The sequence below is a fragment of the Parvibaculum sp. genome, from assembly GCF_030651915.1.
Lineage (GTDB): Bacteria > Pseudomonadota > Alphaproteobacteria > Parvibaculales > Parvibaculaceae > Parvibaculum.
On record NZ_JAUSBV010000005.1, the window covers coordinates 471054 to 498010 of the forward strand.

30 protein-coding genes are annotated in these 26957 nt (G+C 64.2%); 18 read left to right on the forward strand and 12 right to left on the reverse strand.

The window, feature by feature from the left end:
• Positions 1-2: 2 nt before the first annotated feature.
• From Q7V31_RS06565 to Q7V31_RS06580, 4 genes are read right to left on the reverse strand one after another with little or no spacing between them, the layout of a single operon-like run.
• On the reverse strand, positions 3-683 hold the full coding sequence (locus Q7V31_RS06565; RefSeq protein ID WP_304733226.1) for a YceI family protein: 681 nt from the start codon (positions 681-683) through the stop codon (positions 3-5).
• Positions 680-1228, reverse strand: coding sequence for an SRPBCC family protein (locus Q7V31_RS06570; protein ID WP_304733227.1), 549 nt, complete (start codon positions 1226-1228; stop codon positions 680-682). Before Q7V31_RS06570 ends, Q7V31_RS06565 begins: the two co-directional genes overlap by 4 nt.
• Positions 1229-1257: 29 nt before the next feature.
• The gene (locus tag Q7V31_RS06575) at positions 1258-1701 is read right to left on the reverse strand and encodes a VOC family protein (protein ID WP_304733228.1); all 444 of its coding nucleotides are present in this window, start codon (positions 1699-1701) and stop codon (positions 1258-1260) included.
• Between the two features lie 4 nt (positions 1702-1705).
• A complete protein-coding gene (locus Q7V31_RS06580; protein ID WP_304733229.1) occupies positions 1706-2050 on the reverse strand; it encodes a helix-turn-helix transcriptional regulator in 345 nt (114 codons plus the stop codon).
• A 170-nt stretch (positions 2051-2220) separates the two neighbouring features.
• Here Q7V31_RS06580 and Q7V31_RS06585 point away from each other — a divergent pair, with 170 nt between their 5' ends.
• Both Q7V31_RS06585 and Q7V31_RS06590 read left to right on the forward strand, forming a co-directional pair.
• The gene (locus tag Q7V31_RS06585; RefSeq protein WP_304733230.1) at positions 2221-2862 is read left to right on the forward strand and encodes a hypothetical protein; all 642 of its coding nucleotides are present in this window, start codon (positions 2221-2223) and stop codon (positions 2860-2862) included.
• Positions 2863-2999: 137 nt separating this feature from the next.
• Positions 3000-4247, forward strand: coding sequence for an MFS transporter (locus Q7V31_RS06590; RefSeq protein WP_304733231.1), 1248 nt, complete (start codon positions 3000-3002; stop codon positions 4245-4247).
• An 18-nt stretch (positions 4248-4265) separates the two neighbouring features.
• On the opposite strand, the gene Q7V31_RS06595 is transcribed toward Q7V31_RS06590, so the two are convergent.
• Positions 4266-5171, reverse strand: a complete 906-nt coding sequence (locus Q7V31_RS06595; RefSeq protein WP_304733232.1) for a crotonase/enoyl-CoA hydratase family protein — start codon at positions 5169-5171, stop codon at positions 4266-4268.
• A 214-nt stretch (positions 5172-5385) separates the two neighbouring features.
• Here Q7V31_RS06595 and Q7V31_RS06600 point away from each other — a divergent pair, with 214 nt between their 5' ends.
• From Q7V31_RS06600 to Q7V31_RS06625, 6 genes are all read left to right on the forward strand, one after another.
• A complete protein-coding gene (locus Q7V31_RS06600) occupies positions 5386-6951 on the forward strand; it encodes an AMP-binding protein (RefSeq protein ID WP_304733233.1) in 1566 nt (521 codons plus the stop codon).
• Between the two features lie 68 nt (positions 6952-7019).
• Positions 7020-7511, forward strand: coding sequence for an OmpA family protein (locus Q7V31_RS06605; protein WP_304733234.1), 492 nt, complete (start codon positions 7020-7022; stop codon positions 7509-7511).
• Positions 7512-7522: 11 nt separating this feature from the next.
• Complete coding sequence (locus Q7V31_RS06610; RefSeq protein WP_304733235.1) at positions 7523-7861, forward strand: hypothetical protein; 339 nt, start codon at positions 7523-7525, stop codon at positions 7859-7861.
• Between the two features lie 40 nt (positions 7862-7901).
• On the forward strand, positions 7902-8354 hold the full coding sequence (locus Q7V31_RS06615; RefSeq protein ID WP_304733236.1) for a MaoC family dehydratase: 453 nt from the start codon (positions 7902-7904) through the stop codon (positions 8352-8354).
• 62 nt (positions 8355-8416) lie between these two features.
• A complete protein-coding gene (msrB, locus tag Q7V31_RS06620; protein ID WP_304733237.1) occupies positions 8417-8821 on the forward strand; it encodes a peptide-methionine (R)-S-oxide reductase MsrB in 405 nt (134 codons plus the stop codon).
• Between the two features lie 10 nt (positions 8822-8831).
• Positions 8832-10928, forward strand: a complete 2097-nt coding sequence (locus Q7V31_RS06625) for a S9 family peptidase (RefSeq protein ID WP_304733238.1) — start codon at positions 8832-8834, stop codon at positions 10926-10928.
• An 89-nt stretch (positions 10929-11017) separates the two neighbouring features.
• Here Q7V31_RS06625 and Q7V31_RS06630 read toward each other — a convergent pair whose 3' ends face one another.
• From Q7V31_RS06630 to Q7V31_RS06640, 3 genes are read right to left on the reverse strand one after another with little or no spacing between them, the layout of a single operon-like run.
• Complete coding sequence (locus tag Q7V31_RS06630) at positions 11018-11560, reverse strand: DUF1254 domain-containing protein (RefSeq protein WP_304733239.1); 543 nt, start codon at positions 11558-11560, stop codon at positions 11018-11020.
• The gene (locus Q7V31_RS06635; protein WP_304733240.1) at positions 11557-12126 is read right to left on the reverse strand and encodes a DUF1214 domain-containing protein; all 570 of its coding nucleotides are present in this window, start codon (positions 12124-12126) and stop codon (positions 11557-11559) included. The genes Q7V31_RS06630 and Q7V31_RS06635 overlap by 4 nt, the downstream gene beginning before the upstream one ends.
• A gap of 25 nt (positions 12127-12151) precedes the next feature.
• A complete protein-coding gene (locus tag Q7V31_RS06640) occupies positions 12152-13009 on the reverse strand; it encodes a TauD/TfdA family dioxygenase (RefSeq protein WP_304733241.1) in 858 nt (285 codons plus the stop codon).
• A gap of 197 nt (positions 13010-13206) precedes the next feature.
• Between Q7V31_RS06640 and modA the strand changes: the two genes are divergently transcribed.
• The 4 genes from modA to Q7V31_RS06660 are packed head-to-tail and all read left to right on the forward strand — an operon-like array spanning position 13207 to position 16214.
• Complete coding sequence (gene modA / locus Q7V31_RS06645) at positions 13207-13992, forward strand: molybdate ABC transporter substrate-binding protein (RefSeq protein WP_304733242.1); 786 nt, start codon at positions 13207-13209, stop codon at positions 13990-13992.
• A 7-nt stretch (positions 13993-13999) separates the two neighbouring features.
• The gene (gene modB, locus Q7V31_RS06650; protein WP_304733243.1) at positions 14000-14668 is read left to right on the forward strand and encodes a molybdate ABC transporter permease subunit; all 669 of its coding nucleotides are present in this window, start codon (positions 14000-14002) and stop codon (positions 14666-14668) included.
• Positions 14661-15389: an ABC transporter ATP-binding protein gene (locus Q7V31_RS06655; protein ID WP_304733244.1), complete on the forward strand. Its 729-nt coding sequence runs from the start codon at positions 14661-14663 to the stop codon at positions 15387-15389. The genes modB and Q7V31_RS06655 overlap by 8 nt, the downstream gene beginning before the upstream one ends.
• Positions 15390-15440: 51 nt before the next feature.
• Complete coding sequence (locus Q7V31_RS06660; protein ID WP_304733245.1) at positions 15441-16214, forward strand: DNA-binding transcriptional regulator; 774 nt, start codon at positions 15441-15443, stop codon at positions 16212-16214.
• Here the strand turns inward: Q7V31_RS06660 and Q7V31_RS06665 are convergent.
• Positions 16201-18171, reverse strand: a complete 1971-nt coding sequence (locus Q7V31_RS06665; protein WP_304733246.1) for a cellulase family glycosylhydrolase — start codon at positions 18169-18171, stop codon at positions 16201-16203. The two genes, Q7V31_RS06660 and Q7V31_RS06665, sit on opposite strands and share 14 nt — an antisense overlap.
• 73 nt (positions 18172-18244) lie before the next feature.
• Between Q7V31_RS06665 and Q7V31_RS06670 the strand changes: the two genes are divergently transcribed.
• The 4 genes from Q7V31_RS06670 to Q7V31_RS06685 are packed head-to-tail and all read left to right on the forward strand — an operon-like array spanning position 18245 to position 21835.
• The gene (locus tag Q7V31_RS06670) at positions 18245-19306 is read left to right on the forward strand and encodes a serine hydrolase (RefSeq protein WP_304733247.1); all 1062 of its coding nucleotides are present in this window, start codon (positions 18245-18247) and stop codon (positions 19304-19306) included.
• A gap of 33 nt (positions 19307-19339) precedes the next feature.
• Entirely contained in the window at positions 19340-19630 is a 291-nt protein-coding gene (locus Q7V31_RS06675; RefSeq protein ID WP_304733248.1) for a hypothetical protein, read from the forward strand.
• Between the two features lie 38 nt (positions 19631-19668).
• A complete protein-coding gene (locus tag Q7V31_RS06680) occupies positions 19669-20910 on the forward strand; it encodes a serine hydrolase (RefSeq protein ID WP_304733249.1) in 1242 nt (413 codons plus the stop codon).
• 19 nt (positions 20911-20929) lie between these two features.
• Positions 20930-21835 carry a DMT family transporter gene (locus Q7V31_RS06685; protein WP_304733250.1) on the forward strand — a complete coding sequence of 302 codons (906 nt, stop codon included), beginning with the start codon at positions 20930-20932 and terminating at the stop codon, positions 21833-21835.
• A gap of 293 nt (positions 21836-22128) precedes the next feature.
• Here Q7V31_RS06685 and Q7V31_RS06690 read toward each other — a convergent pair whose 3' ends face one another.
• Positions 22129-22998, reverse strand: a complete 870-nt coding sequence (locus Q7V31_RS06690; RefSeq protein ID WP_304733251.1) for a TauD/TfdA family dioxygenase — start codon at positions 22996-22998, stop codon at positions 22129-22131.
• Positions 22999-23059: 61 nt separating this feature from the next.
• A complete protein-coding gene (locus Q7V31_RS06695) occupies positions 23060-23899 on the reverse strand; it encodes a TauD/TfdA family dioxygenase (RefSeq protein WP_304733252.1) in 840 nt (279 codons plus the stop codon).
• An 87-nt stretch (positions 23900-23986) separates the two neighbouring features.
• Here Q7V31_RS06695 and Q7V31_RS06700 point away from each other — a divergent pair, with 87 nt between their 5' ends.
• Positions 23987-24688: a Crp/Fnr family transcriptional regulator gene (locus Q7V31_RS06700; protein WP_304733253.1), complete on the forward strand. Its 702-nt coding sequence runs from the start codon at positions 23987-23989 to the stop codon at positions 24686-24688.
• A gap of 49 nt (positions 24689-24737) precedes the next feature.
• Here Q7V31_RS06700 and Q7V31_RS06705 read toward each other — a convergent pair whose 3' ends face one another.
• Positions 24738-25736, reverse strand: a complete 999-nt coding sequence (locus Q7V31_RS06705; protein ID WP_304733254.1) for a nitronate monooxygenase family protein — start codon at positions 25734-25736, stop codon at positions 24738-24740.
• A gap of 225 nt (positions 25737-25961) precedes the next feature.
• On the opposite strand from Q7V31_RS06705, the gene Q7V31_RS06710 reads away from it, so the two are divergent.
• Positions 25962-26864 carry a LysR family transcriptional regulator gene (locus Q7V31_RS06710; protein WP_304733255.1) on the forward strand — a complete coding sequence of 301 codons (903 nt, stop codon included), beginning with the start codon at positions 25962-25964 and terminating at the stop codon, positions 26862-26864.
• The last annotated feature ends 93 nt before the right edge of the window (positions 26865-26957 follow it).

Here is a 26957-nt window from a genome sequence, read left to right on the forward strand (position 1 = left end):
CGTTACTCCGCCTTGGGCGCATCGGCCCAGGCGGGGCCGGTGAATTCGGCTTCGATGATGAATTCCACCGCGTCGCCGACGCCCATTGTGGAGCCTTCTTCCGGCACGCCGTAAGCGATGCCGAAGGCCGAGCGCGAAAGCCCGCCGCGCGCCGAAAAGCCGATCCGCGCATTGGGTTCGAAGGGATGGCCCGCATAGCCGCCATTGAAGGTCGCGTCGAAGGCGACCGGCAATGTGACGCCGTGCAGCATCAGGTCACCGGTGACGCGGGCGGTGTCGTCGCCGGTCATTTCGATTTTCGTCGAGCGAAAGGTCATCTCGGGAAATTTCGCGGCGTCGAACCAGTCCGGCCCGAGCAGGGATTCGAGGAAGCCCTCGGGCGGGTTTTCGACCGCGAGCGAAGCCGGATCGACACTCGCTTCGAGTTTCGCGGCGGCGGGATTTTCCGGATCGATGTCGAGCGTCGCGTCGAAAGTCGCAAAGCGCCCCGTGTAGTTCGAGAAACCGATATGACTGACGCGGAAGATCAGGCTCGCGTGAGATTTGTCGAGCCTGTAAGTGCCGCCGGGGACTGGCGCCGTGGAGGCGGCCGGCACTTCCGTTTCGGCGGCGACGGCAGGCGACCCGCAAAGCGCGGCGAAGGCAATAGCGGCCGCGACGGCGCGGAGAGAAATTTTCATCATGATGCCGCTTCCTGTTCGAGATTCGATTTCATTCGGGCGAGGCCCGTTTCAAAATCGCCGCCGATCATCTCGTCCATGTCGAGAAAGATGCTCATCACATTGAACATCAGGTTGGACGGGCCTTCCATCGTCCAGGTGAGACGCGTCGCGCCCGCTTCCGGTGTCATCGTGAACAGCGCCGTGTTGTGCGCCTCCATCGGTGCGGTGAATTCAAGCGCGATAACGATTTCCGATGCGGGCACCGCATCGCGGATTTCCATGCGGCCGCTGCCTACATTGCCGTCGCCCTGCCACGCATATTGCGCGCCGACGCCGCGCTCGGCGCCGCTATAGCTGCGCTCGAGGTTCGGATCCTTGTCCTCGTAAGGCGACCAGGCCCGCCAGCGGCGAAAATCCTCGATCTCGGCATAGATCGCCTCCGGCGACGCATCGATCAGGGTCGAGCGTTCGACGCGAAACGTGTCGGGCTTTGTCGCCGCCCAAGCGAGCAACGCAACGACGATGGCGGCGAGAACCGCCGCGCCGATCAGAAGTATCCTGAGCATGGGTGTTCCCCGTTGAAAATTGAAAGGCGTCAGCCGGCTTTGTCGGGCAGCGGATGCGCGAAGCTCCAGACATGGCCGAAGGGGTCCATGACCTGTGCGTAGCGGTCGCCCCAGAAAGCGTCCCAGGGTTCGGCGATCACTTTTGCGCCGGCGTCGGCCGCGCGTTTCACCGCCGCATCGCAATTCTCGACCCGGAGATGGATCATCGCCGAGGTGCCGCCGAGACGTTTCGGCGCGATGGCACCTTCGCCCGGATAGTCGGGGAAGTCGTCGCAGAGGAAGACGGCCGCACCGTTCACTTCCATATGCGCATGGAGCAGCCGCTTGCGGTCGTCGGCGGGAACGCGCACCAGCTCGGTAGCGCCGAGGGCCTTCTTGTAGAAATCGAGCGCGGCGGCGGCGCCGTCGATGACGAGATGCGGCGCCAGCGGCGGCGCGGGCGGCAGCGGCGGGACGGAAGGTCCATTGGACATCGGGCTACTCCTTGTTCTCGGCGAGATACTTGTCGAGGCGATCGAGACCCGCGCTCCAGAGGCGCTGGTACTTCTCCAGCCAGTCGTCGACGTCGCGCAGCGCGTCCGGCTCGATGCGGCAGGGCCGCCATTGCGCGTCGCGCGAGCGGGCGATCAGTCCTGCCCGCTCCAGCACTTTCAGATGTTTGGAGACGGCCGGCAGGCTCATCTCGAAAGGGGCCGCCAGCTCCTTCACGGAGGTTTCGCCGCGCGCCAGGCGCTGGAGGATGGCGCGGCGCGTGGGGTCGGCCAGCGCCGCGAATTTGGCGCCGAGGGGATCGGCCGAGGCGGGTTGAAGGGCTGGCGGCATTGAGTGGAACCGTTCTTATATTTAACCAGATGGTTTATTACAAGCGGGCGCCGCACCTGTCAACAGCCGCCGACAGGGGTGTTGCGGCGGCATCCGGGCCAGTTATCCCCGCCCTTCGGTCCTCGGCGAAAATGTCTCCCATCCATGGAACGGAAAATGGAGGGCCTTCGATGCAGGACGAAACAAGGGAGAGCGACGAGGAGACGGCCATCGACTGGGACGCGGTGGAAGATGCCTGGTGCGACCCGGCGCGGAAGATCACCGAGATCGCGGCGGAAATCGGCATCACGCGGCAACGGCTTGCCGCCGAAGCGCGCAAACGCGAATGGCCGCCGCGCCTGTCGATGACACCGCGCGGGCGGACGCGGGCCGCGAAGATATTCGAAACGGCCGGCAGGATCGGCGGCGCGGTGCGCAGCGGCGCCATGGCGACACGGCTGAAGCGGCTGATCGAAAGCGAGATCGCCGATGTCGAGCGCGAGTACCGGAGCGGCGATGCGGCAATGCGCGAAGGCGCCGCCAAGCGCCTCAACTCGCTGGTGCGCTCGCTCGACAAGCTGCGCGACATCGAGGCGTCGGCGAAGGGCACCGCCGCCGACGGGCGCAGCGTGGCGGAAAAGATCAAGGCGCGGCGGGAAGAAGACGAGAAGGTCTATGCCGATCTACAGGCGAGGTTTGCACGTGCTTTCGCGGTCCACGATGCCGCGCGCGCCAAGCGGACGGCGGCGGCACTGGCGGCCGGGCTACCGCTTTGCGCGGAATGCGGCGATGCTGCAGCGACGGTGAAGCCGGAGGACATTGCGGCGCAGTGAGCGAGAGGGGCTTTCTGCCGGGGCCGTGGCCTCAGTTTTCCAGTGCTTTGCGGTGGCCGGGTGCCGCGCCTATAGTGAGGCTACCGAACCATTTTCCATTCCTGTCGCGGCACGTCTTCGCCGCTCCGAGGCACTCGATGACTGCACAAGACGCGCCCGCCGCCGGGACGCCGCGGAACGACCATGGCTGGTACATGGCCGGTCTCTGGGGCTATTTCCTGGCGGGCGGCATCCAGGGCGTGTTGTTCCCGTGGATCATCGCTTTCGTGCTGCATGAAAGCTCCGACCGCGTCGGCATCGCGCAGATGTTCTCGATGCTGCCGATGCTGATCCTCGGATTGTTCGGCGGCGCGATGGCCGACCGGGTCGAGCTGCGCGCGCATCTGATGCGGCTGCAATTCATCGCAATGGTGCCGCCGCTCCTGCTCGCGGCGCTGATCTGGAACGGCATTCTTTTCTACGAGATGATGATCCTTTATGCGCTGGCGCTGTCGACGCTGGGCGGCTTCATCATGCCGGCGCGGGACTCGATGCTGTCGCGCGTCGCGATGACAAGCCTTGGCGGCAACATCCAGCGCGCGGTGGCGCTCGCCATGAGCGGTCAGTTTCTCGGCCAGGTCGGCGGCTATGCGCTTGGAAGTCCGGCCGAATATGTCGGTGCGGCGCCGCTGCTGATCCTGCAGGCGTTGCTGCTCGGCTTTGCCGCCTTCACGACGTCGCGGCTTGCCGTGTCGCCGCCGGTCGAGCACCGCGCGCCCGGCACACGGCGCCGGCCGCTGCGCGACGTCAAGGAAGGGCTCGAAGCGGTTTGGCGCGATCAGCGTATCCGGCCGGTGCTGCTGTTGATGTTCTTCTCGGGCATCCTCTTCATGGGCGTCTTCATGGTGCTGTTCCCGCTGCTGATCCGCGACATCTATCACGGCAGTTCGCGCGAGATCGGCTTCGTCTTCATGTCGTTTTTCGGCGGCATCGGCATTTCATCTTTCGTGCTGTCGCGGATGCGGCCGATCCGGCGGCAGGGGCGCGCGATCATGCTCGCCATGTGCACAGGTTCGGGCGTGATGGTGCTCATCCATTTCGAACCGCCGATCTGGGGCGTGTTCCTGCTGGCGTTTTGCTGGGGACTGGCGGCCGGGATTTCGATGAGCCAGTCGCGCGCCATCGTGCAGGAAAGCGCGACGCCAGCGCTCAGAGCACGGATGCTCGCCGGCTTCAATCTCGGGACGATGGGCGGCGGACCTATCGGCGCGGTGTTGATCGGCTATCTGATCGCCTGGGTCGGGCCGCTCGATGCGGTGTTGGTGCCGTGCGGGCTGATGGTGTTTCTGTGGTTCGCGATCTACTGGCTGACGCCGTTGTGGCGGGTCGAGGCGCCGCCGCGATAGGCGGCGACGCCTCTCCGGTCAGCTGTATTTGCGCTCCTGCCACCACGGGAAGAAGGAGGGCATGTCGGTCGAGGTCTTGCAGGGATAGACCGCCGGGCGCTTCTCGAGGAAGGACATGACGCCTTCCTTGGCGTCGGCCGAGGCGCCGCGGGCGTAGATGGCGCGGCTGTCCACTTTATGCGCTTCCATCGGATGGTCGGCGCCGAGCATGCGCCAGAGCATCTGCCGCGTCAGCGAGACCGAGACGGCCGCCGTGTTGTCGGCGATTTCCTTTGCAATGGCGCGGGCGGCGGGAAGCAGGTCTTCCGGCTTGTGCAGCGAACGCACCAGACCGCCCTTCAGGGCTTCCTCGGCGCCGAAGACGCGGCCCGAATAGGTCCATTCAAGCGCCTGGCTGATGCCGACGACGCGGGGCAGGAACCAGCTCGAACAGGCTTCGGGCACGATGCCGCGGCGGGCGAAGACGAAACCGAACTTCGCATTGTCGGAGGCAAGGCGGATATCCATCGGCAATTGCATGGTGACGCCGACGCCGACGGCCGGACCGTTGATGGCACCGATGACCGGTTTCAGGCTTTCGAAAATGCGCAGCGTCAGACGGCCACCGCCGTCACGGACGCTTTCATGGGACCAGTCGATTTCGCCATTGGCCATGACCGGCGTGCCCGACTTCTCGGGGCGGTCCTCGCGCTCGGCATAGTCGAAGGTCTTGGCGCCCGCCGAGAGGTCGGCGCCGGCGCAGAAGGCGCGGCCCTCGCCGGTGACGATGATGGCGCGGACATTGTCGTCGGCATCCGCCTTGTCGAAGGCGTCGATCATTTCGAACATCATCTGGCCGGTGAAGGCGTTGAGCTTGTCGGGGCGGTTCAGCGTGAGGGTCAGGATGTTGTCCGCCACCTCGTATTTGATCGTCTCATAGGCCATGTATGTTGCTCCCTGTAAGCGGCTTTATGCCGAATTTCGTGTGTGGCGGGCGCTGCCGCTGCGTCAATCGCCTGCGACCCAAAGCAAGTTGACGGAAGTGTCATATTGCTGTGTCTTTGCGGCAGCAGGGCCACGGATTTTCTGGCCCCAGATATAACAACGGGCGCGCATAAAAGCGACGCCGCCTTTCAAAGCCCCCGGGAGACGACCAGCGATGCATCCTTATGTTCACGCCGCCAAAACGCCGGACAAGCCCGCCTATATCATGGGTGCGACCGGCGAGACGGTGACCTTCAAAGAACTCGACGAGCGTTCGAACCAGGTGGCACATCTCTGCCGCGCGGCGGGCCTGAAACCCGGCGACGCCATCGCCATTTTCATGGAGAACAATGCGCGCTATTTCGAAATCTGCTGGGCGGCACAGCGCGCGGGTCTCTATTTCACCTGTGTTTCCTCGCGCCTGACGGCCGGCGAGATCGCTTACATTGCCGCCGATTGCGGGGCAAAATTGTTTTTTACCTCCAAGGCGCTGGAGACGACGGCGCGCGAACTGCTTGAGGGTAACCATCTGCCAGGCGTCGAGCGGATGTTCACGGTGGGCGGCGCAGTCGCCGGGTACGAGGCCTATGAAGCCGTGCGCGACCAGATGCCGAAGACACCGATTGCCGATCAGACCGCCGGCACCGACATGCTGTACTCGTCGGGCACGACCGGACGGCCGAAGGGTATCCGGATCCCGCTGACCGGCGGCGCCATCGACGAAGCGTCGGGCCTCGTGTTGCTGGCGCAACTGCTCTACGGCATGGACGAAAACATCCGCTATCTTTCGCCGGCGCCGCTCTATCATGCCGCGCCGCTGCGCTACTGCATGACCGTCAACCGGCTCGGCGGCACCATTGTCGTGATGGAGCATTTCGATCCGGAAGAAGCGCTGAAGCTGATCGAAAAATACAAGATCACCCACAGCCAATGGGTGCCGACCATGTTCGTCCGGATGCTGAAGATGCCGGAGAATGTACGAAAGAAATACGACGTCTCGTCGCTGAAGGTGGCGATCCATGCCGCCGCGCCCTGCCCCGTTCCGGTCAAGGAACAGATGATCGCATGGTGGGGGCCGGTGATCTATGAATATTACGCCGGCTCGGAAGGCAACGGCTTCTGCGCACTCAACTCCGAAGAGTGGCTGGCGCACAAGGGCTCGGTGGGCAAGCCGCTGATGGGCAAGCTGCATGTCTGCGATGAAGAGGGCAACGAATTGCCGATCGGCGAAGCCGGCACAATCTATTTCGAGGCCGAAGACCCCAACGCGCCAATGTTCCAATATTACAACGATCCGAAGAAGACGCAGGAAAGCCGGCACCCCACACACAAGCACTGGTCGACGCTGGGCGATATCGGCAAGGTGGACGCCGACGGCTTTCTCTACCTGACCGACCGCAAGGCCTTCATGATTATTTCGGGCGGCGTCAACATCTACCCGCAGGAGGCCGAGAACATCCTCGTCATGCATCCGAGCGTCGCCGACGTGGCGGTGATCGGCGTGCCGAACGAGGATTTCGGCGAGGAAGTAAAGGCGATCGTGCAGCCGGCCAAATGGGCCGATGCGGGGCCGGCGCTCGAGGCCGAGCTGATGGAATTCTGCAAGCAGCACCTCTCGGCGATCAAATGCCCGCGCTCGATCGATTTCGAGGAGGAACTGCCGCGCCATCCGACCGGCAAGCTCTACAAGCGCCTGATCCGCGACCGCTACTGGGGCAACCACGACAGCAAGATCGTTTGAGGGCCTATATCGGGCCGAGCGCGCATTTGTGGTAACCTCCGTTCGATTCATCCGAACGGAGGTTTTCCATGCGTGCAGCACTTAAGGGACTTGTCGCCGCGGCATTTCTGGCAAGCGGACTGGCGGCTGGCACAGCAATGCTGGCGGGGCCCGCCACGGCGCAAACATCGGAGATGCACACGCAGGGGCGCGAGTGCCGCAACCTCGGCAAGTCGAACAAGGTGTTCGACCGGAACTACTATGTCTATTTCGAAACCAATTCGAGCCGGGTCGACCCCAAATACGAGAAGGATTTCGCGCGCATCGTGAAGCTCGCCAAGGGCCAGAAGGCCGGACAGATCTGTCTGTTCGGCAAGGCCAGCAAGGTCGGCGATCCCAAGGCGAATACCGCCCTTTCGCAAAAGCGGGCCCGGAACGTTGCCGCCGGGCTCGAAGCGGCAGGCTGGCCGCGCTCGAAGATGCCGATCGTCGCCGAGGGCGAGGCCTGGGGCTGGCTGAACGAAACGCTGACCTGGGATTCCAAGGAAGACCGCCGGGTGCGCATCCGGCTTTCACGATAGGGCTCTTGCCGATGGCGGCGCCGAAATTCAACCCGCGTCCGGCGCAGCGCCCGAAGGGCGGGCTGGCGCTCGCCCGCGCGCGCGAGGAAACGGCGCGGCGGCAAAAGGAAGCGCTGCTCGTCGAAACCGGCATCGTCATTCCGCTGAGCGAGTGGCTCGGCCACAATAACGGGCCGGATCTGCTCGTTTCGACGGCCTGGCAGGCCTATGCGTGGCGGAAAGCGCATGAAAAAGCGTGGAAATTGCCGCCGATCGAGGTGGTAAACCTGCGCTGCAAGCGGGCCGAGGCGCTGGGGCTCAGCTATCGCGAATATACGTTGGCGCTATTGGATCGGGGCCGTTACCTTTAGAGCCGCAAAATCAGCCTAGATACGCAATGGAGAGAATGAGATGCGCGTCTTCAATACGGTTGCCGATTATGTCGCCGAAAAAGGCAACGAGATCGGCGTCAGCGAGTGGGTCCAGATCGATCAGGACCGGGTCAACCAGTTCGCCGACGCGACGGGCGACCATCAATGGATTCATATCGACCCGGAGCGCACGCAAAAGGAACTCGGTATCGGCACCATCGCGCATGGCTATCTGACGCTGTCGCTGCTGCCGCACCTGATGGGCAAGATCAGCACCGTGAAAAGCGCGACGCGGGGCATCAATTACGGCTCCAACCAGGTGCGCTTCACCAACATGGTGCCGGTGGGCAGCCGCGTGCGCTGCCGCGTCAAGCTCAAGGATGCGACGCCGAAGGCCGGTGGCACGCAGATCACCAATGAAGTGACCATGGAAATTGAAGGGCAGGAACGCCCGGCCATGGTGGCGGAAACGCTGAGCCTGATTTTCGAATAAGCGAATTTGCGCGCCCCGCTTCCCGCAGGCGGGGCGCCAACCGACTTCACGGAGTTAAACGGATGACCGGCGACAGCGCGAAGATGCCCGACGACGAATGGCAGCGGAAGCTGACGCCCGAGCAATATGCGATCACGCGCTGCGCGGCGACGGAGCGCGCCTTCACAGGGCCCTGGCTCGACGAACATCGCGACGGGACGTTCAGCTGCATCTGCTGCGGGACGCCACTGTTCCGCTCCGAGACCAAATATGAGAGCGGCTCGGGCTGGCCGAGCTTCTTCGACGCGGTGACGCCGGGCGCCATCGCCGAGCGCGAGGACCTCAGCCACGGGGTGCGGCGGATCGAGATCGTCTGCGCCAAATGCGATGCGCATATCGGCCATGTGTTTCCCGACGGACCGCAACCGACGGGGTTGCGCTATTGCACCAACGGCACGGCGCTCGACTTCAAGCCCGACGCCGACTGACAAAACCCAAATGAAACTGACGCCCCCTGCCGCGGCGCCGCGCGCCGACAAGCGGCCGCAAAGCGACACGCATCACAACCGCACAAGAACCGACGATTACGTCTGGCTGCGCGACGCCAACTGGCGCGAGGTGATGCGCGACCCGGATGTGCTCGACAAGGATATCCGCGCCTATCTGGAAGCCGAGAACGCCTATACCGCGGAAGCGCTGGCGCCGCTGGCCGGGCTGCGCGAGACGCTGTTTGCCGAGATGAAGGGCCGGATCAAGGAGGATGACAGCTCGGTGCCGTCGCCGGACGGGCCCTTCGCCTATTACACGCGCTTCGAACAGGGCGCGCAGCATCCGATTTTCTGCCGCAGGCCGCGTGCAAGCGACAGCGGCGAGGAAGTTCTGCTGAACGGCAACACCGAAGCGGGGGCGCTTGCCTATTTCAAGATCGGCGATGTCGACCACGATCCGACGCACCGGCTTGTCGCGTGGTCGGCGGACACCAAGGGGTCGGAATACTTCACGGTGCGGCTGCGCGACGTGGCGAGCGGCCATGACCTCGACGACGAAGTACCCGACACCTCGCCCGGCATCGCCTGGGACGCGAGCGGCACAAGCTTTCTTTATTCGCAGGTCGATGACGAACACCGGCCGCTGAAGGTCTTTCGGCATGTCGTCGGTACGCCGGCCAGCGCCGACAGGCTCGTCTATGAAGAAAAGGACGAGGGCTTTTTCGTCGGCGTGGGCAAGACACAAAGCGGGCGCTGGCTGGTGATTTCGAGCCATGACCACCAGACCAGCGAATGCTATCTCATTCCCGCCGATGCGCCGGAGACGCCGCCCCGGCTCGTCGCACCGCGCGAGGATGGCGTCGAGTACGATCTCGAACATGACGCGCCGCGCGGGCGGTTCCTAATCCTGACCAATGCCGACGCCGAGGATTTCAAGATCGTCGAGGCGCCGGAAGAGGCGCCGGGACGCGAAAACTGGCGCGACTTCATTGCGCATCGGCCGGGCACGCTGGTGCTCGATCATGTCGCCTTTCGCGATCATCATGTGCGGCTTGAGCGACGCGACGGGCTGCCGCGCATCGCGGTCAGGCGGCTTGCCGACGGCGCCGAGCACGAAATCGGCTTCGACGAGGAAGCCTATGACCTCAACATGGGCGCCGGATACGAGTATGAAACGACGCGGATGCGCTTTGCCTACAGCTCGATGACGACGCCGGCGGAAGTCTACGACTACGATGTCGAAACGCATGTGCGCGTGTTGCGCAAGCGGCAGGAAGTGCCGTCGGGACACAATCCGGCCGACTACGAGACACGGCGTATTTTCGCGACGGCGGCGGATGGCGAGACGGTGCCGGTGACGGTCCTGCATCGCAAGGGCCTCAAGCTCGACGGCAGCGCGCCTTGTCTGCTCTATGGCTATGGCGCTTATGGCATCAGCATTCCGGCCTCGTTTTCGACGACGGCGCTGTCGCTGGTCGATCGCGGCTTTGTCTATGCGATCGCGCATATTCGCGGCGGCAAGGAAAAGGGCTATCGCTGGTATCGCACGGGCAAGATGCTCCAGAAGCGCAATACGTTTTCCGATTTCATCGCCGCCGGCGAACATCTGGCGGCGGAAGGCTTCACCTCGCGCGGCAACATCGTCGCGCATGGCGGCAGCGCGGGGGGCATGCTGATGGGCGCGGTGGCCAACATGGCACCCGATCTCTTCAAGGGCATTGTCGCCGAGGTGCCGTTTGTCGACGTGCTGGCGACGATCCTCGATGCGTCGCTGCCGCTGACGCCGCCGGAATGGAACGAATGGGGCAATCCGATCGAGAGCGTCGAGGCCTATGACTACATGGCGTCCTATTCGCCCTACGACAATGTGAAGCGCCAAGCCTATCCGCATCTCTTCGCGCTGGGCGGGCTGACCGATCCGCGCGTCACCTATTGGGAACCGGCGAAATGGGTGGCCAGGTTGCGGGCGCTCAAGACCGACAGCCATGTGACGCTGCTGCATATCAACATGGATGCGGGGCACGGCGGCGCGTCGGGGCGCTTCGAGCGGCTGAAGGAAGTGGCGCGGGTGCAGGCCTTTGCGCTGGCGGTGACGGAGCGGGCCTGAAACGGCGCGGGCCGCACCCCTCCCAAGGTACGGCCCGCAAGCGCCCGGCCAGAACGCGAAGCCGGTCGCAATTCGTTCGGCGCGCGGGATTATCCCGCCAGCGGCGCGCACACCGAGACCGCGCGCAGCACGTCGAGCCTCGGCATGGCATCGTCGTTCTCGATGACGCGGCGGACCAGCGCGAGGCCCTTTGCCGTCGGCGCAGTGACGGCTTCGACGCCTTCCGGCAAGTTCGCCGGCATGTCGCCCGGCGCGGCGACGAGGAGCGTGATCGTCTCGCCCTCGGCGAGCCCGCCATCCTGCCGGTTGTTGCGGACAAAGTAGTTGTCGGTAATCGAGGAATAGAGTGCGAGCGAGGTGTAGGGATCGCTCGCCGGCACTACGATGCGGACGGGTCCTTTCGACAGATCGAGCGCGCATATCGAATAGGCGAGGTCGGGGCTCGGACGGACCACCGTGCGCCATTTGTCGGTGGAGCGTGGCGGATGCACGAAGCTGTTGAGTGCGCCCGCGCCGCCGAGTTTCGAGACGGCGACCGACATGACGACGCGCGGGACCGCCCAGACGACGGCGACGTGGAAGACGACTGCCAGTGCCGCTACGGCGGCAACCCATTGGAGTTTGCGGTTCATCGGCAGGTTTCCTTCACGATGGAGGGAAGAACGGCGGCGGCGGGGTCGGCATAGATCGCGGCATGCGGGTTGTAGAAGCGGGCCAGGAGGTCGAAGCTTTCGCCAGTCTTTACCGGCAGCCAGTTCTTCTCCTGCGGATCGGCGGAGATGCGGATGACGAAGCTGCCGTCCGGTTCGCGCGCCGTCGTCGTCTGCGAGAAGGAGAAGACGTCGCGCTCGTTGGCGATCAGGAAACTGTCGGCGTCGTAAGCCGTGATGCTCCACCAATGGGCGGCGAGGTCGCGGCCTTCGAGGCGGTAGGTACAGTTGCCGGTGAGCCCGTCGCCGTGGCTGTCGACGCCCGCCCGGTAGTACATGGTCTCGCGCTTGTCGAGCGCGAGAAGACCGAAGAGCGCCACGCGGGCGCGGGTGTACATATCTGCGTCGACGCTGCCGAAAACGATGGAGGTGGTCCATGGACCGGCCCGGTAGTTTCCGTCGTAATCGGTGACGAGCCACCAGGCCGAAAGGAGCGCGACGACAAGGGCCGCCGCCAGGGCAGAGCCCCAGTAGATGAGTGCTTTCATTTTTCTCTCTCTTGTGTGGCGCGCGTCAGCGCGGGCGGTCGCCGATGATGGTGACGCGCTCCATGCGGCGGAGCGCCGGCCAGTAGTCGGACACGGCGTAGTGCTGGCAGGCGCGATTGTCCCAGAAGGCGATGGAGTTCTTGCGCCAGCGGAAGCGGCACTGATATTCGGGGATTGCGGCCTGCGCATAGAGAAGCGCCAGCAGGGCGTCGGAAGCTTCTTTCTCGATGCCGACAATGTGCTGGGCGAAGGCGGCGTTGACATAGATGCCCTTGCGGCCGGTTTCCGGGTGGGTGCGGACGACCGGATGCTCGACCATCGGGTATTTGCGGTTCAGCTCCTCGATCTCGGCTTCGCTCTTGCCGCGGGTGCGCATCATCTTGCGGAAATGCGCGAAGTCGTGGACCGCGACCGCGCCGTCGATCTTCTCCTTCACCCAGTCGGACAGACCGTCATAGGCCGCGTACATGTCGGAGAAGAGGGTGTCGCCGCCAACGTCGGGCACCTCGAGCGCGCGCAGCACCGAGCCGAGCGAGGGGCATTCGCGCCATGTGACATCGCTGTGCCAGACGTTTTCGCGGCCCTTGCTGTCCTTGTCATGGGTGATGGCGAGGACTTCCCGGTAGTCCGGCTTGTGGGGGGCGAAGGGATGCACTTCGAGATCGCCGAAGCGGCGCGCGAAAGCCAGATGCTGTTCGGTGGTGATATCCTGGTCGCGGAAGAAGACGACCTTCCATTCGAGCAGCGCCGCGCGGATGGCCGCCAATGTCGCTTCGTCGAGCGGCTTTGCGAGGTCGATGCCGAGAAGTTCGGCGCCGATGGTCGGCGTCAGCGGCATGACGGCGAAGGGCGCGGCTTGCGGCTTCAGGGCGGGCTGGCTCATGGCTATCCTCCGGGTCCGGGGTTTCCTCGAACGCTTGCCTTGAACTTAAGCGTGGCGACGCGGCGGCGGCCAGCACGCAATTGTGAAGTTCCGCCAGACGGAATTAATGGCAGATTGCCCCGCAAGCGCGGCCGGGCGATAAAGCGTCAGACGCAGCCAGCCGCCCGCCGGGCGGTGCCACAAGGGAGACCCGACCCATGAAATCCGGCGCGGTGCTGCGATTTTTCGTGTTGTCGCTCGCAATGCTGATCCCCTCGGCCGCACGGGCCGGCGATGTGCCGGCAATTGCGGCCGCTTCCGACCTGCAATTCGCGCTGACGGACGTGGCGGCATCGTTCAAGACGGCGACCGGCCGGGAGGTCAGGCTCGCCTTCGGATCGTCGGGCAACTTCTTTCGCCAGATCGGCCAGGGCGCGCCGTTCCAGATGTTCCTCTCGGCGGATGAGGCGTTCGTGCAGCGGCTCGCCGATGCCGGACTAACGGCGGACGATGGCACACTTTACGCGGTCGGGCGCATCGTCATTATCGTGCCGCAGGGATCGCCGCTCGCGGCCGACGGCACTCTGGACGATCTTGCCGCCGCTCTCGAAGACGGACGATTGAAAAAATTCGCCATCGCCAATCCCGAACACGCGCCCTATGGCGCGCGCGCGGAGGAAGCGCTGCGGCATGCAGGCTTGTGGGACGCGATCAAGGACAAGCTCGTCTATGGCGAGAACGTGTCGCAAGCAGCGCAGTTTGCGCTGTCGGGCAATGCGCAGGGCGGCATCGTCGCCTGGTCGCTGGCGCTGGCGCCGGAAGTGAGCGCGCGTAGCACCTATGCGCTGATCCCGGAAACCATGCACAAACCGCTGCGCCAGCGCATGGCGCTGCTGCAAGGCGCGGGCGAGACCGCGCGGCGCTTCCACACCTTCATGCAGGACGAAGAGGCCCGCGCGATCATGCGGCGCTATGGCTTCGTTCTTCCCGGCGAAACGATGTGAGCGGCTGATGGACTGGGAAGCATTCTGGCTGACGATCCGGCTCGGCGGGCTGACGGTGCTGCTGCTGATCCCCGCCGCCATTCTCACCGGGCGCTGGCTCGCGGCGACGCGGATGCGCGGGCGCGCCTTCGTCGAAGCGGGGTTGGCGCTGCCGCTGGTTTTGCCGCCGACCGTTGTCGGCTTTTATCTGATGATCGCTTTCGGGTCGGGGGCATGGTTCGGGCAGATGTTCGAGCGGCTGTTCGGGCAGACGCTGGTCTTCACCTTCGAGGGGCTGCTGCTTGCGTCGCTGATCGTCAACATTCCCTTCGCCGTGCAGCCGATTCAGCGCGCCTTCGAAGCGGTAGGCCCGGAGCTGCGCGAGGCGGCGGCGAGTTGCGGGTTGTCGCGCTGGCGGACGCTGTGGCGGATCGAACTGCCGCTGGCCTGGCCCGGCATCCTGACCGGCACCGTGTTGACCTTCGCGCATACGCTGGGCGAGTTTGGCGTGGTGCTGATGGTCGGCGGCAGCATTCCCGGCGAGACGCGCACCATCGCCATTGCGATCTACGACCGGGTGCAGGCTTTCGATGAGGCGGCAGCCGGACAAATGGCGGCGGTGCTGCTGCTCGTTTCGCTCGCCACCATCGCCGCCAGCTACATGCTGACGCAACGCATCGGGCGGCGCTATGGATAAGGGCCTCACCGTCCGGCTACATCAACGGGCAGAAATCCCGCTCGACGTCGCCTTCTCCGTCGCGCCCGGCGAGGCGATGGCGCTGGTCGGCCCATCGGGCAGCGGCAAGACGACGACATTGCGTGCCATTGCCGGGCTCTACCATGCGGCCGAGGGACGGATCGCCTGTAACGGCGCGACATGGTTCGACAGCGCGGCCGGCATTCACCTGCCCGCGCGGCAACGGCGGGCGGGCCTCGTGTTCCAGTCCTATGCGCTCTTCCCGCATCTGACGGCGCTAGCCAATGTCATGGAGGCGCTCAACGACACGCCGCGCGAGACGCGGCGCGAAGCGGCGACAGCGCTGCTGGCGCGGGTGCATCTCGACGGGCTTGAGGACCGGCGTCCGGCTCAGCTTTCGGGCGGCGAACAACAGCGCGTTGCGGTGGCGCGTGCGCTGGCGCGGCGGCCTGATGTGCTGCTGCTTGACGAACCGTTCTCGGCGGTCGACCGGGTGACGCGGCGCAAGCTGCGGCGCGAACTTGCCGAGTTGCGCCGCGACCTGCCGATGCCGATGGTACTGGTGACGCATGACCTCGACGATGTGACCCGGCTCGCCGACCGGCTCTGCGTGATGCACAAGGGCCGTATCCTTCAATCGGGCTCGGTCTCCGACGTGATGACGCGGCCGGCCAGCGCCGAGGTCGCCGAGCTGCTCGATCTCGCCGCCGACGATGCCTGAGCGTTTGGCAATTCCGCGAGACGGAATTAGGCTCTACGGCAGGAGGAATTCATGCCGCAATCCGACGCCGATGGCGTCCAGCCCGTCATTCGCAGCCTGCAAATCCTGGAGGCACTCAATGGCACCGGGTCGTCGACACTGGCACGTCTGCATGACGACACCGGTTTGCCGAAGCCGACGCTGGTGCGCCTGCTCGATACGCTGATTGCGGCGGGCCATGTGGCGCGGCTACCGCGGCGCGGCGGCTATGCGCTGACCGAACGGGTGTTGCGGTTGTCGAGCGGCTTTCGCCATGCCGACCGCGTGGTCGAGGCGGCGCGTCCTTTTCTGATGGCGCTGACGGCGGAACATAAATGGCCCATGGGTCTTGCGACGCTGGACCGGGACGCAATGCTGGTCCGGCTTTCGACGCGGCATGAAAGCCCCTTTGCGACCGACCCCGACTGGCTGAACCGGCGGCTCGCCATTCTCGTGTCTGCGCTGGGGCGGGCCTATATTTCGTTCTGTCCCGAGGAAGAGCGCCGGGTGCTGATGGCGCTGCTGCGCAATTCGAAATCGAAGATGAATGCGTCGGCGCGGGACGGGAAATATGTGGATGCAATGATCGACGGCATCCGCCGGCGCGGCTATGCGACGACGGCGCCGATGCGCGGCGACCCCGCGATGGGGCTCGCCGTGCCGGTGATGCAGGGCGACAAGGTCGCGGCAAGCATAAACATGCGCTATATCGGCTCGACCATGAGCGAGGCGGAAGCCGCGCGGCGCTACCTCGAACCGATGCGCGCGGCGGCGGCGGCAATTGCGGCGAGGCTTACTTCCGCGTGACGATGACCGCGACTTTCTGCGAGCCGACGGCATGGACCTTGAGGCTCTGGTTTTCGTCGTCGCGCGTCGCCGTGCCGCCTTCGACCTCGACGTCATAGCCGTTCGGGTATTGCAGGCGCGGCACAAAGATTTCGGTTTCGCCGTCTCCTTCCGCCTCGTAGACGAAACGGAAGGCGCCGGTTTCGCGCTTGAACTTCATTTTCAGCGGCCGGCCGGCGACGGCGCGCGCATAGGGCCGCACAAAACCTTTCAGCGCCCGGCCACCACTATCGATGTCGGCCGGATCGACGCGCTGGTCGACGCTGTAGATCGACAGGTCTTCCTGGTTCCAGCCGTCGCCGACCGCCTGATCGTTGCGGTTGGAAGCCGTGTAGTTCCAGTGCGTCGAATGCATCAACAACTGATCGAGTGCGTTATACATCAGGTCGAGCGCGATGATGTGTTTCTCCCACGGCCCATCCGAGCGGTCGCCCGCGTTCCACGCCTTGTAGGCGGCGGCATCGTCGAGATCGAAGGGGATGCCGAATTCACCGAGCAGCGCCGGTGCACCTGTGCCCTGGTTCAACGTCTTCGATGCGTCCTTGATGCGGCCGAGCTGCCTTGTGTAAGAGGCTTCGATCGCGTCGGCACCCTCGGTCGTGCGGCCCGTATAGGGATTGATCTTGACCGGGAAGTCGAAGCGCTTGGTCGACAGCGTCACGATGTCGTACCAGTGGCTCGCATTGACCGTGCGCGCGGGCGTTTCCGGCGGAAAGCCATGTACCATGCCTGCGCCGGGATCGAGTTCGGCGAAGAGCAGCCAGTCATCGTTGATCGCGCGGACGCGCTTGGCGACCTTTGCGAAGAACGGGCCCATGAAATCGGTCTCCATGTTCCATTTGCGGCCGTTGCGGGCGACGAAAAAGTCCTCGTCCAGCGCAACGATTTCGCCGCCGTCGAGCCGGTAAACACCGGCGCGCTCGAAGGGGCAGCGCCTGCCCGCCTTCCAGATCGAGACGCCGTCGGCATTGACCAGCACGTCGCGCTTTTTCACTACCGCGCGGGCTTCCCAGTCGATCTGCATTTCGGGGATTTCGCGCGCGAGGCCGCGCGCGGCGGCGAAGCCGTCGAGCGGCGACCAGGCCAGGCCCGGTCGCGCCGGCATCGGATTTCTCTCGCTCGGGCCGACATGGCGATAGCTCAGCGGCAGGCCGACATAGCCCGAGCCCGGCTCATTCAGCGAGTCGAAGCCGATGACATTGGGCAAGTCCTTCACGCGATGCGCGACCGCTTCCATCGCGCCCAGATAGTGTTCCTGCAGAAACTCCTGCGCGCTGCGACCCTGCACCAGAAAATCCGGACAGAAGGTATCGCCGGCGAAAAATAGCGTCCACATGATCGCGTTGGCCGGATATTTGTAGTTTTGCGACCAGGTCATGGTCGGATAGGTGTCTTCCTGCCGACCGCCACGCGCAAAATCGTACTTGTACTGCATCACATGCGCGGCGCCGGCCGCATGGAACTTCGTGAAATCGAGGCCGACCGCCTCGAAGAGCCAGCCCGGCGCGCCGTCGCCGCCGGTCATGCGGCTCCAGACGTCCTGATGGAAGTCGACAAAGACATACATGCCGTAATCGTCGGCCTTGCGGCAGAGCGCGGCGAAATAGTCGAGATATTCCTCATCGTAGTTTCCGGGCCCCGCATGCTCGACCGCTTCCCAGGTCGTCAGCAGACGCAGGCAGTTGAAGCCCCAGGCCTTGAGGCGGCCGAAGTGCTCGTCGGCCTCGGCCATCGGAAAGGGCCGTCCGACGAATGAAACCGTGCGGTGGTCGGCAAAATCGGTCGGAATGTTGGTGTGGCCATTCGGCGTGTAGGGCATCTTGCAGTCGCCGCCCAGATTGACGCCGCGAAGCAAGCGCCTGCGGCCATCGGCACCCTGAAACCACTCACCCTCTATCCCGAGCCTCGGCAACGCCATTCTTTCCTCCCGACCTTCTTGTTGAGCGCGAGGATAGCGGGCACCATCGGCACACACAAACGGGGGAATGCCGATGAGCGGGACCATGACGCGCGGAAAGCTGCCCGCCCTGCCCGCGCAGCCGGCCGGCGTCCCCTGGCCGACGGGGACATGGCCCCTCGGCGCCTTGCCGCCCGCAGCCGACAAGGCACGGCTGCAAAGGCTGATGGAGCATGCTTTCGCTCTGGAAGCGCCGGACGATCTCGGCGAGACGCATGCGGTTGTCATTGTCAAAGGCGGACGGCTCGTCCATGAGCGCTATTGGACCGGCTTCGGGCCCGATGTCGCCTGTCCGTCATGGTCGAAGGCCAAGAGCATCACCCATGCGCTGGCCGGCATTCTCGTCGGCGACGGCAAGCTCGATATTCACGCGACGGCCGATGTGCCGGAATGGCAGGCGGCCGGCGATCCGCGCCGTGCGATTACACTCGATCTGCTGCTGCGGATGTCGAGCGGGCTTGCCTTTCGCGAAGACTATGTGCCGGAGCATCCCTCCGACGTCATCGAGATGCTGTGGGGTGCCGGCAAGGACGATGTCGCGCATTTTGCCGCTTCCTTTCCGCTGGAGCACGAACCGGGCAGCTACTGGTCCTATGCGAGCGGCACGACCAATATCGTCAGTCGCGCGCTTGCGCGCGCCGCCGATGCCTTCGGGCCCGATTTCGAAGCCTTGATGCGCCGGCGTCTTTTCGAACCGCTCGGCATGACATCGCCGCAGCCGAAATTCGACACGGCCGGGACCTTTATCGGTTCGTCGTTCTGCTATTGCACCCCGCGCGACTTTGCACGCTTCGGGCTGCTCTATCTGCGCGACGGGGTGTGGGAGGGAAAGCGCCTGTTACCGCAAGGCTGGGTCGATTATGCGCGCCAACCCACATGGCAGCAGGCCGATGCCGAAAACCTCTACGGTGCGCATTGGTGGCTCGGTATTGCCGGGCCGGGCAGCTTCTCGGCCAATGGCTATGACGGGCAATACACAATAGCGGTGCCTGAGCTCGACATGGTGGTCGTGCGCCATGGCAAGACGCCGCTCGACAGGAAAGACAATCCGCGCAAGTGGCTTGCCGAGGTGGTGGATTGTTTCCGACCGGCATAGACTGCCTGCCGGCAACCGAGAGGAAACGACACCTTGGGAAGCATCGTCCGATTTCCCGGCGATCTCGTTACCGAGCATGACCGCCGGCGCCTGACGGCCGCCGCAGAAGGCTCGCCTTTCGATCTTGAATTCCGCAAGAACGGGCAAGGCGTGATGGCGCCTTATCTGACGCGTTGCGGCCATTTGCGGCCGAGTTTCCGGCTGCGCAAGACGCCGGAGGGCTGGGAGGCGATTTCGCTTGGCGCCGACGAGACCGGCATGGTCGCCGGTCAGGGACGAAGCGCCGAGGCCCTGTTCCGCGAACTCGGCCAGCGCACGCAATGAACACGACAACGAAAAACAACGCCACGAGGAAACGCCCGATGAACATCATACCCCGCCTTTCTAAACCCGAAGATGTCGGTTTCGACGCTGACCGGCTGGCCAACATCCCCAATTATTTCAGCTCCTATGTCGACCGGGGAAAGCTGGCGGGCTTTTCGACACTGGTGTCTCGGGGCGGCGAAATTGCCCATTTCGAAGTTCGGGGCCAGCGCGACCGCGAGCGCGGATTGCCGATGGAAAAAGACACGATCTTCCGCATCTATTCGATGACGAAGCCGATCACCAGCCTTGCCCTGATGATGCTTTACGAGGAAGGGCACTTCCAGCTCAACCACCCGGTGTCGCGCTATATCCCCGAATTCAAGAAGCTGAAAGTCTGGGCCGGCGGCACGCCCGAGAAGTACGAGACGAAGTCTTGCGCGCGGGAAATGACCATTCGCGATCTGCTGACGCATACATCCGGCCTCACCTACGGCTTCATGTACGCCCATCCGGTCGACAAGCTCTACCGCGACGCCGGCATCGACGGCGCCAATACGGTGAAACTGACGCTGAAGGAGATGGTAACGGCGCTGGCCGACATACCGTTGCTCTTTTCACCCGGCGAACAATGGAGCTATTCGGTCGCAACCGATGTCTGCGGCTATCTGGTGGAAGTGCTGTCAGGGCGGCCGCTCGACGAATTTCTCGCTGCCCGCATCTTCGCGCCGCTCGGCATGGCCGACACCGGCTTTTTTGTGCCGAAGGAGAAGCTCAAGCGCTTCGCCACCAACTACTTCAAGGACCCGAAAAGTGGCAAGACCGGCATCATGGATGTCGGCGACGAAAGCAGCACCTATGCGCAACCACCGAAGTTTCTTTCCGGCGGCGGCGGTCTCGTCTCGACCATGACCGACTACTGGCGCTTCTGCCAGATGTTGCTCAATGGTGGCGAGCTCGAAGGCGTGCGGCTCTGCTCGCCCAAGACCCTCGAATTCATGACGCTGAACCACCTGCCCGGCGACAAGCGGATGAACGAAATATCGAATTCGATGTTCAGCGAATTGGCACCAGCCGGTGCCGGATTCGGCCTCGGCTTTCAGGTGACGCTCGATCCGGCGGAATCGCAAGCGATCGGCTCTCCCGGCAACTTCTCGTGGGGCGGTGCTGCCTCGACCTATTTCTGGATCGACCCGGAAGAGGAACTCATCGCCATTTTCATGACGCAGCTCTATCCCTCCTCCACCTACCCCTTGCGCCCGCAACTGCAACAGCTCGTCTACGGGGCAATCACCGACTGAGGCGGCGTCCGCGCCCATCATGCCGCTCTGGATACCGATCACGATTGCCGCCGCGTTCCTGCAGAACCTGCGTTCGACGCTGCAAAAGAAGCTCACCGGCGAGATGTCGGCGATGGGTGCCACCTATGTGCGCTTCGCCTACGGATTGCCGGTGGCCGCGCTCTATCTGGCGGGGCTCGTCGCTTTCACCGGCGCGACCTTGCCGGACCCCAACGCGGCCTTCTTCGCCTATGCGGCGCTGGGCGGCCTCGCGCAGATTTGGGGCACGGTGCTGCTGGTGGCGATCTTCGCCTATCGCAACTTCGCGGTCGGCAATACCTATTCCAAGACCGAGACAATCCAGACGGCACTTTTCGGTCTCATCGTGCTCGGCGACCTCCTCAGCCTCGGCGCGTTCCTCGCCATTCTGGTCAGCCTTGCCGGTGTCGTCGTCATCTCGATGGCGCAGGCGAAGCTGACGCTCGCGGCCTTTGTGCGCTCGCTCGGCGAGAAACCGACATTGATGGGCATTGGCTCCGGCGCCTGCTATGGCGTCGCCGCCGTCTGCTACCGCGCCGCCTCGCTGTCGCTGGAGCGGCCGGACTTCCTCACCGCCGCGGCCTACACACTGGTCGTCGTACTGACGATCCAGACGGTGGCGATGACGCTCTGGCTCTGGTGGCGCGGCCCGGCCGATTTGCGCGCGGCGCTCGCGACCTGGAAGGTGAGTTCGATCGTCGGGCTCGCCGGCGCGCTCGCCTCGATGGGCTGGTTCACCGCCATGACCATCCAGAACGCGGCCTATGTGCGGGCGCTCGGCCAGATCGAGCTGGTCTTCACCTTCATCTCGTCGCATTTCATTTTCAGGGAAAAGACCAACCGGCTCGAATTCATCGGCATCGTGCTGGTCGCGGGCGGCATCCTGCTGCTGCTCGTCGCGCGTTGAGCCGCAAAAAAAAACCCCGGATCCGATGGCTGACACCGGATCCGGGGTTGGCGGCGATTACGGGGAAATTGCTGCCGCGGCGTCGGGGGGGCAAGGGGTCGCCGGCATACAATCGCGTCCCGATACTGCCGCCTTGGCGCGCCTCGGGTGCGCGCCAAGAGAAATATCAACTCAGTATAACAATACGCCTTGTGAAAATCGAATCAACGGGAATCGTTCCGTAGGCGCACGATTCTGGTTTAGTGTACCGCAACGGCACGAAACATGTGGAATCAGGTAAGTGACGCTGACGTTTAATGGGGCGCATCACCGGCAATGGTGGTGCGATACATCAACCGGCGGTGGCCGTCATAACCGCCTTCCGCAAAATGCTGCACACAGCGGTTGTCCCACATCAGCAACATGTCGGGCTGCCAGGGATGACGGTAGAGAAATTCGTCACTGACCGAATGCGCACAAAGCTCACGCAGCAGCGCGTCGCCCTCCTCTTTCGGCAGACCGTCGATCCCGATTGTGTAGACTTGGTTGACGAAGAGTGCCTTGCGACCCGTTTCGGGATGGATACGAACGACCGGATGGGTCCGCGTTTTTCTGGCATCGTCGGATGGAACAATTGTCATCGAACGCGCCTTGCCCTCATTGGCGTAGAAGCCTTCCTTCGAATAGGGCAGAACCGCGCTGTGGATTCCACGCAGACCGGCAATGCGTTTCTTCGTTTGCTCGGGCAGCGCGTCATAGGCCCGGTAGCCGTCGGCGAAGAGCGTCCGCCCGCCGACCGGCGGCACGATTTTCGACAACAGCAATGTCGCAGCCGGCGGCGCCTCCTGGAAGGAATAGTCGGAATGCCAGCCGGCGCCGAAATTCGACGATCGCTCGTCCGGCTCGCGGCGCAGTTCCAGCACGTTGGGGTGGCCGTCGACCGGCTTGATGAAATCGGTGCGGCCCCAGGCGCCAAAGGCCAGCGTGAAGCACTCGAGCTCGTCGAGGGAAAGCGGCTGGTCCGGAAAGAAGACCACCTGATGATCGAGCCAGGCCCGACGGATGTCGGCAACGGTCGCCGCGTCGAGCGGCCGCCTCAGATCGGCGCCCGTGATTTCGGCGCCAAACCCGCCGGCATTCGGCCGGACATGGATGTTTCCCTTTTTCACCGCAGCTTGCGACATGCTTACCTCCCATGGCCCTGTTTGGCGGGCGTTGGAAGGGAGCTTGCCACATCATGCGCCGTCAGCCCAGCGGCCCACCGGCAATCGTGATGCGGTGCATCAGGCGCCTTTCGCCATGATAGTCGTTGACGGCGAAGTGCCAGGTTGCGCGGTTGTCCCAGAAGGCGACCGAACCGTCATGCCATTCGAAGCGGCAGGTGAATTCGGGCCGCGCCGCATGGGCATAGAGGTAGTCGAGCAGCGCCTTGCTCTCGAATCCGTTCCAGCCTTCGAAATGGGTGGTGAAGGCAGGATTGACGTAAAGCGCTTTCCGGCCGCTCAGGGGGTGGGTGATGACGACGGGATGGACCGCCTCGCCGACCAGGCTCTCGCCCTTGAAGCGGCTGGCCTGATCGCTCGACTTGTAGGCGCCGCCGGCGCCGAAGACATGCGCATTGGAGTGAACGGCCTTCAGGTTCGCGAGCGTTTCCTTGAGCCCCGGCGACAGCGCCTCATAGGCCTTGTACATATCGGCGAAGAGCGTATCGCCGCCCGCATCGGGAAGTTCGCGCGCGACGAGGATCGAACCCATCGCCGGCTCCCGGTCGTAGGAATGATCGGTGTGCCAGCCACCGCCGACATTGACGAACTGGTCCTTTTCCTTCCGCACCTCGGCGATCTCGGGAAATTTGCCGTTGGCGGGGAAGAACTTGTTGATGTCGATGTCGCCCCAGCGCCGCGCGAAGGCGATGTGTTCTTCCGGCGTCAGCTTCTGGTCGCGGAAGAAGATCACGCCATAGTCGCGATAGGCGGCGCGGATCGCTTCCATGTCGCTGTTGGTCGGATTGGCGAGGTCGACGCCCAGCACTTCCGCGCCGCAGCCGGGTGTGAGCTTCCTGACGGTTGCCGTTGCAAGGTCCATGATTTTCCTCCCGATGGGTTTTCCTGCCCTTGAGGATAGGCGGCGGCGCGCGCTAGATTGTTACCAGAGTAACAATTCAGAGAAATCATGCGCCCATCCCCCGAGCGGAAGCGGATTGCCGAGACGTTCAGCCGCAATGGCTGGTTTTCGCGCTGCCCGGCCCGGCTGCGCGAGGCGCTGGTGGCCCATGCGCAGGTCTCAGCAGTCGAGGCAGGCCGCTGGATCTACGACACGGGCGACGAGGCGCATGGTCTTTACGGTGTTCTCTCGGGCTCGGTGACGACCCATGTCGTGCTCGACAATGGCGAAAGCGTCCCGATCAGCATTTCGGGGCCGGGCACGGTGTTCGGCTATGCGGCGCAGGTGCTGGGCGGCAAGCGCGTGACGACGGCCATTGCGCGGGAGCGCGCCGAGACCATCTTCATTCCGCAACATGCGCTGGCCGCCATCGTGCGCGACATGCCGGAGCTCTGGCTGCATTTCGCCGAACTCGCAACCGAGCAGCTTGTCTGGGCGGCACGCGCCTATGCCGAACGCCTGCGGCTCTCGCCGCCGGCCCAGATTGCCAGCCGGCTTTACCTCTATTCCTTCCCCTGGGGCGGTGGCGGCCCAGCGACGCTGCCGATCCGCCAGGACGAGCTTGCGGAACTGACCGGCTTTTCACGCAAGACCGTCAATCTCGTTCTGCGGGATTTTGCCCGGCGTGGGCTTGTCAAAACCGGCTATCGCAGCATTTCGGTGCTCGACCCGGACGGCTTGCAGCGTGTCGCGCGAGAAGACGCGCCATGAAAAAGCCCGCGCCGTTTCCAGCGCGGGCCCGTTCGAACATTCGTAACGCTTACTCCGCCGCGCGCGCCGTGGCGATGCCGGCCATGCGGTTGAGACGCCCGGCGATGATCGCCTCGGCTTCCGAGACGATGCGGGTGACCAGTTCCTGGCAGGACGGGATGTCGTGGATCAGGCCCTGCACCATGCCGGCCGACCAGATGCCGTGGTCGGGATCGCCCGCTTCATAGACCACGCGGCCGCGCGCGCCGGCGACGAGATGCGCGATGTCCTCGATCTTGGCGCCGCCCTTTTTCTCGATTTCGACGACTTCGCGGCTGACCGCGTTTTTGGCGACGCGGGCGGTGTTGTGCAGGGTGCGGAAAATCAGGTCGGTCGCGCGCTCGTCATTGGCGACGATCTGCTCCTTCACCTTCTGGTGGATGGCACTTTCCTTTGTGCACATGAAGCGCGTGCCCATGTTGATGCCTTCGGCACCCAGCGCCAGCGCCGCGACCAGCCCTCGCGCATCGCCGAAGCCGCCGGACGCGATCATCGGGATTTTCACCTTGTCGGCGGCGACCGGAATGAGGATCAGGCCCGGAATATCGTCCTCGCCCGGATGGCCGGCGCATTCAAAGCCGTCGATCGAAATCGCATCGACACCCATGCGTTCGGCCGAGAGCGCGTGGCGAACGGCGGTGCATTTGTGGATGACCTTGATGCCATGCGCCTTGAAGTGATCGACATGTTCCTGCGGCTTGTAGCCGGCGGTCTCGACGATCTTGACGCCGGAGTCGATGATCGCCTGACGATATTCGGCATAGGGCGGCGGCTTCAGCGCCGGCAGAATGGTGAGATTGACGCCGAAGGGACGATCGGTCAGTCCCCGGCACTTTTCGATTTCCTTGCGGAGATCGTCCGGCGTCGGCTGGGTCAGCGCCGTGATGAAGCCGAGCGCGCCGGCATTGGCGACCGCGGCCACGAGTTCGGCGCGGCCGACCCATTGCATGCCGCCCTGCACGATCGGGTGATCGACCCCGAACATTTCCGTGAATCTGGTTTTGAGCACCTTGGTCTCTCCCTGCTGGGGCCCGTGTGGACAAGCCGGACCGCCTCAATTCTCTTTATGCGGCTGTTTTAGCAGAAGGAACGGGGCTTTTGCACATGTGGAATCCGCCACCGGCAATTGCCGCAGCGTCGCCCACACGTCGTGGGGCATGGACCCAAGTTCTTGAAATGAACTGAAAACCGGCGCAGTCTGCCGCTGCAGGATCGGACAACGGATTGTTCAGCCATGAACAACGACGCCAATTGGGACGCCTACCGCATTTTTCTGGCGGTCGTCGACACGCAGAGCCTTTCGGGCGCCGGACGGCGGCTGAAGCTCAGCCATGCGACGGTCGGGCGCCACATTGCGACGCTCGAGAAACGGCTTGGCACCAAGCTCTTCGTGCGCGAGCCGAGCGGCTATGCGCTGACCGGCGCCGGCGAGCGGTTGCGCGCCGAAGTCGAGCCGATGTCGCTGGCCGCCGAGCGGGCGCTCCACGCAGCGACCGGCGCCGACGGCCAGGCGCAGGGCCTGGTGCGCGTCGCCATTCCGCACAGCCTCGCCTCCTACTGGTTCATGCCCTATCTCGACGAATTCGCGACGCGCCATCCCGGCATCGAAATCGAAATTGCCAATGAAGTGACGCAGGTTTCAGTCAAGCGGCGCGACGCCGATGTCGTTATCCGGCCATATGGGCCGGGGCGCGAAAACGTCGTCGGACGCAAGATCGGCCGCATCGGCGTCGGCTTCTATGCGTCGCGCTCCTATGCCGAACGTTTCGGCCTGCCGTCGAAGCGCGAAGAATGGAAGGAACACCGGATTGTGGGGTTTGGCGGCAGGGCGGCCGAGGTCGAGCTTGCCGACTGGCTCGCCCATGTGACGCAGGGCGCGCGCGTGGCGCTGCGCTGCTTTTCCGACGCCGATCTCGTGCAGGCCGTGCGCGCCGGCATCGGCATTTCGACGCTGGTCTGCCTCACCGGCGACCACTACGCCGACCTTGTGCGCATCGCGCCGCAGAAACTCGCCAACGGCACCGAGATGTGGCTGCTCGCCCATCCCGATCTGCGCGACACAGCGCCGGTGCGCGCCGTCATCGATTTCATCGGCGAGAAGGCCAAGGTCGACCGCGACCGGCTGGCCGGACGCTGAACGAAGACGCACACCCCGCTCTTCATTCGTGAACATCCCAAAGGCCGTGATCCGGTCCATATTGATTGCCACACCATCACCCGAGGAGACCGC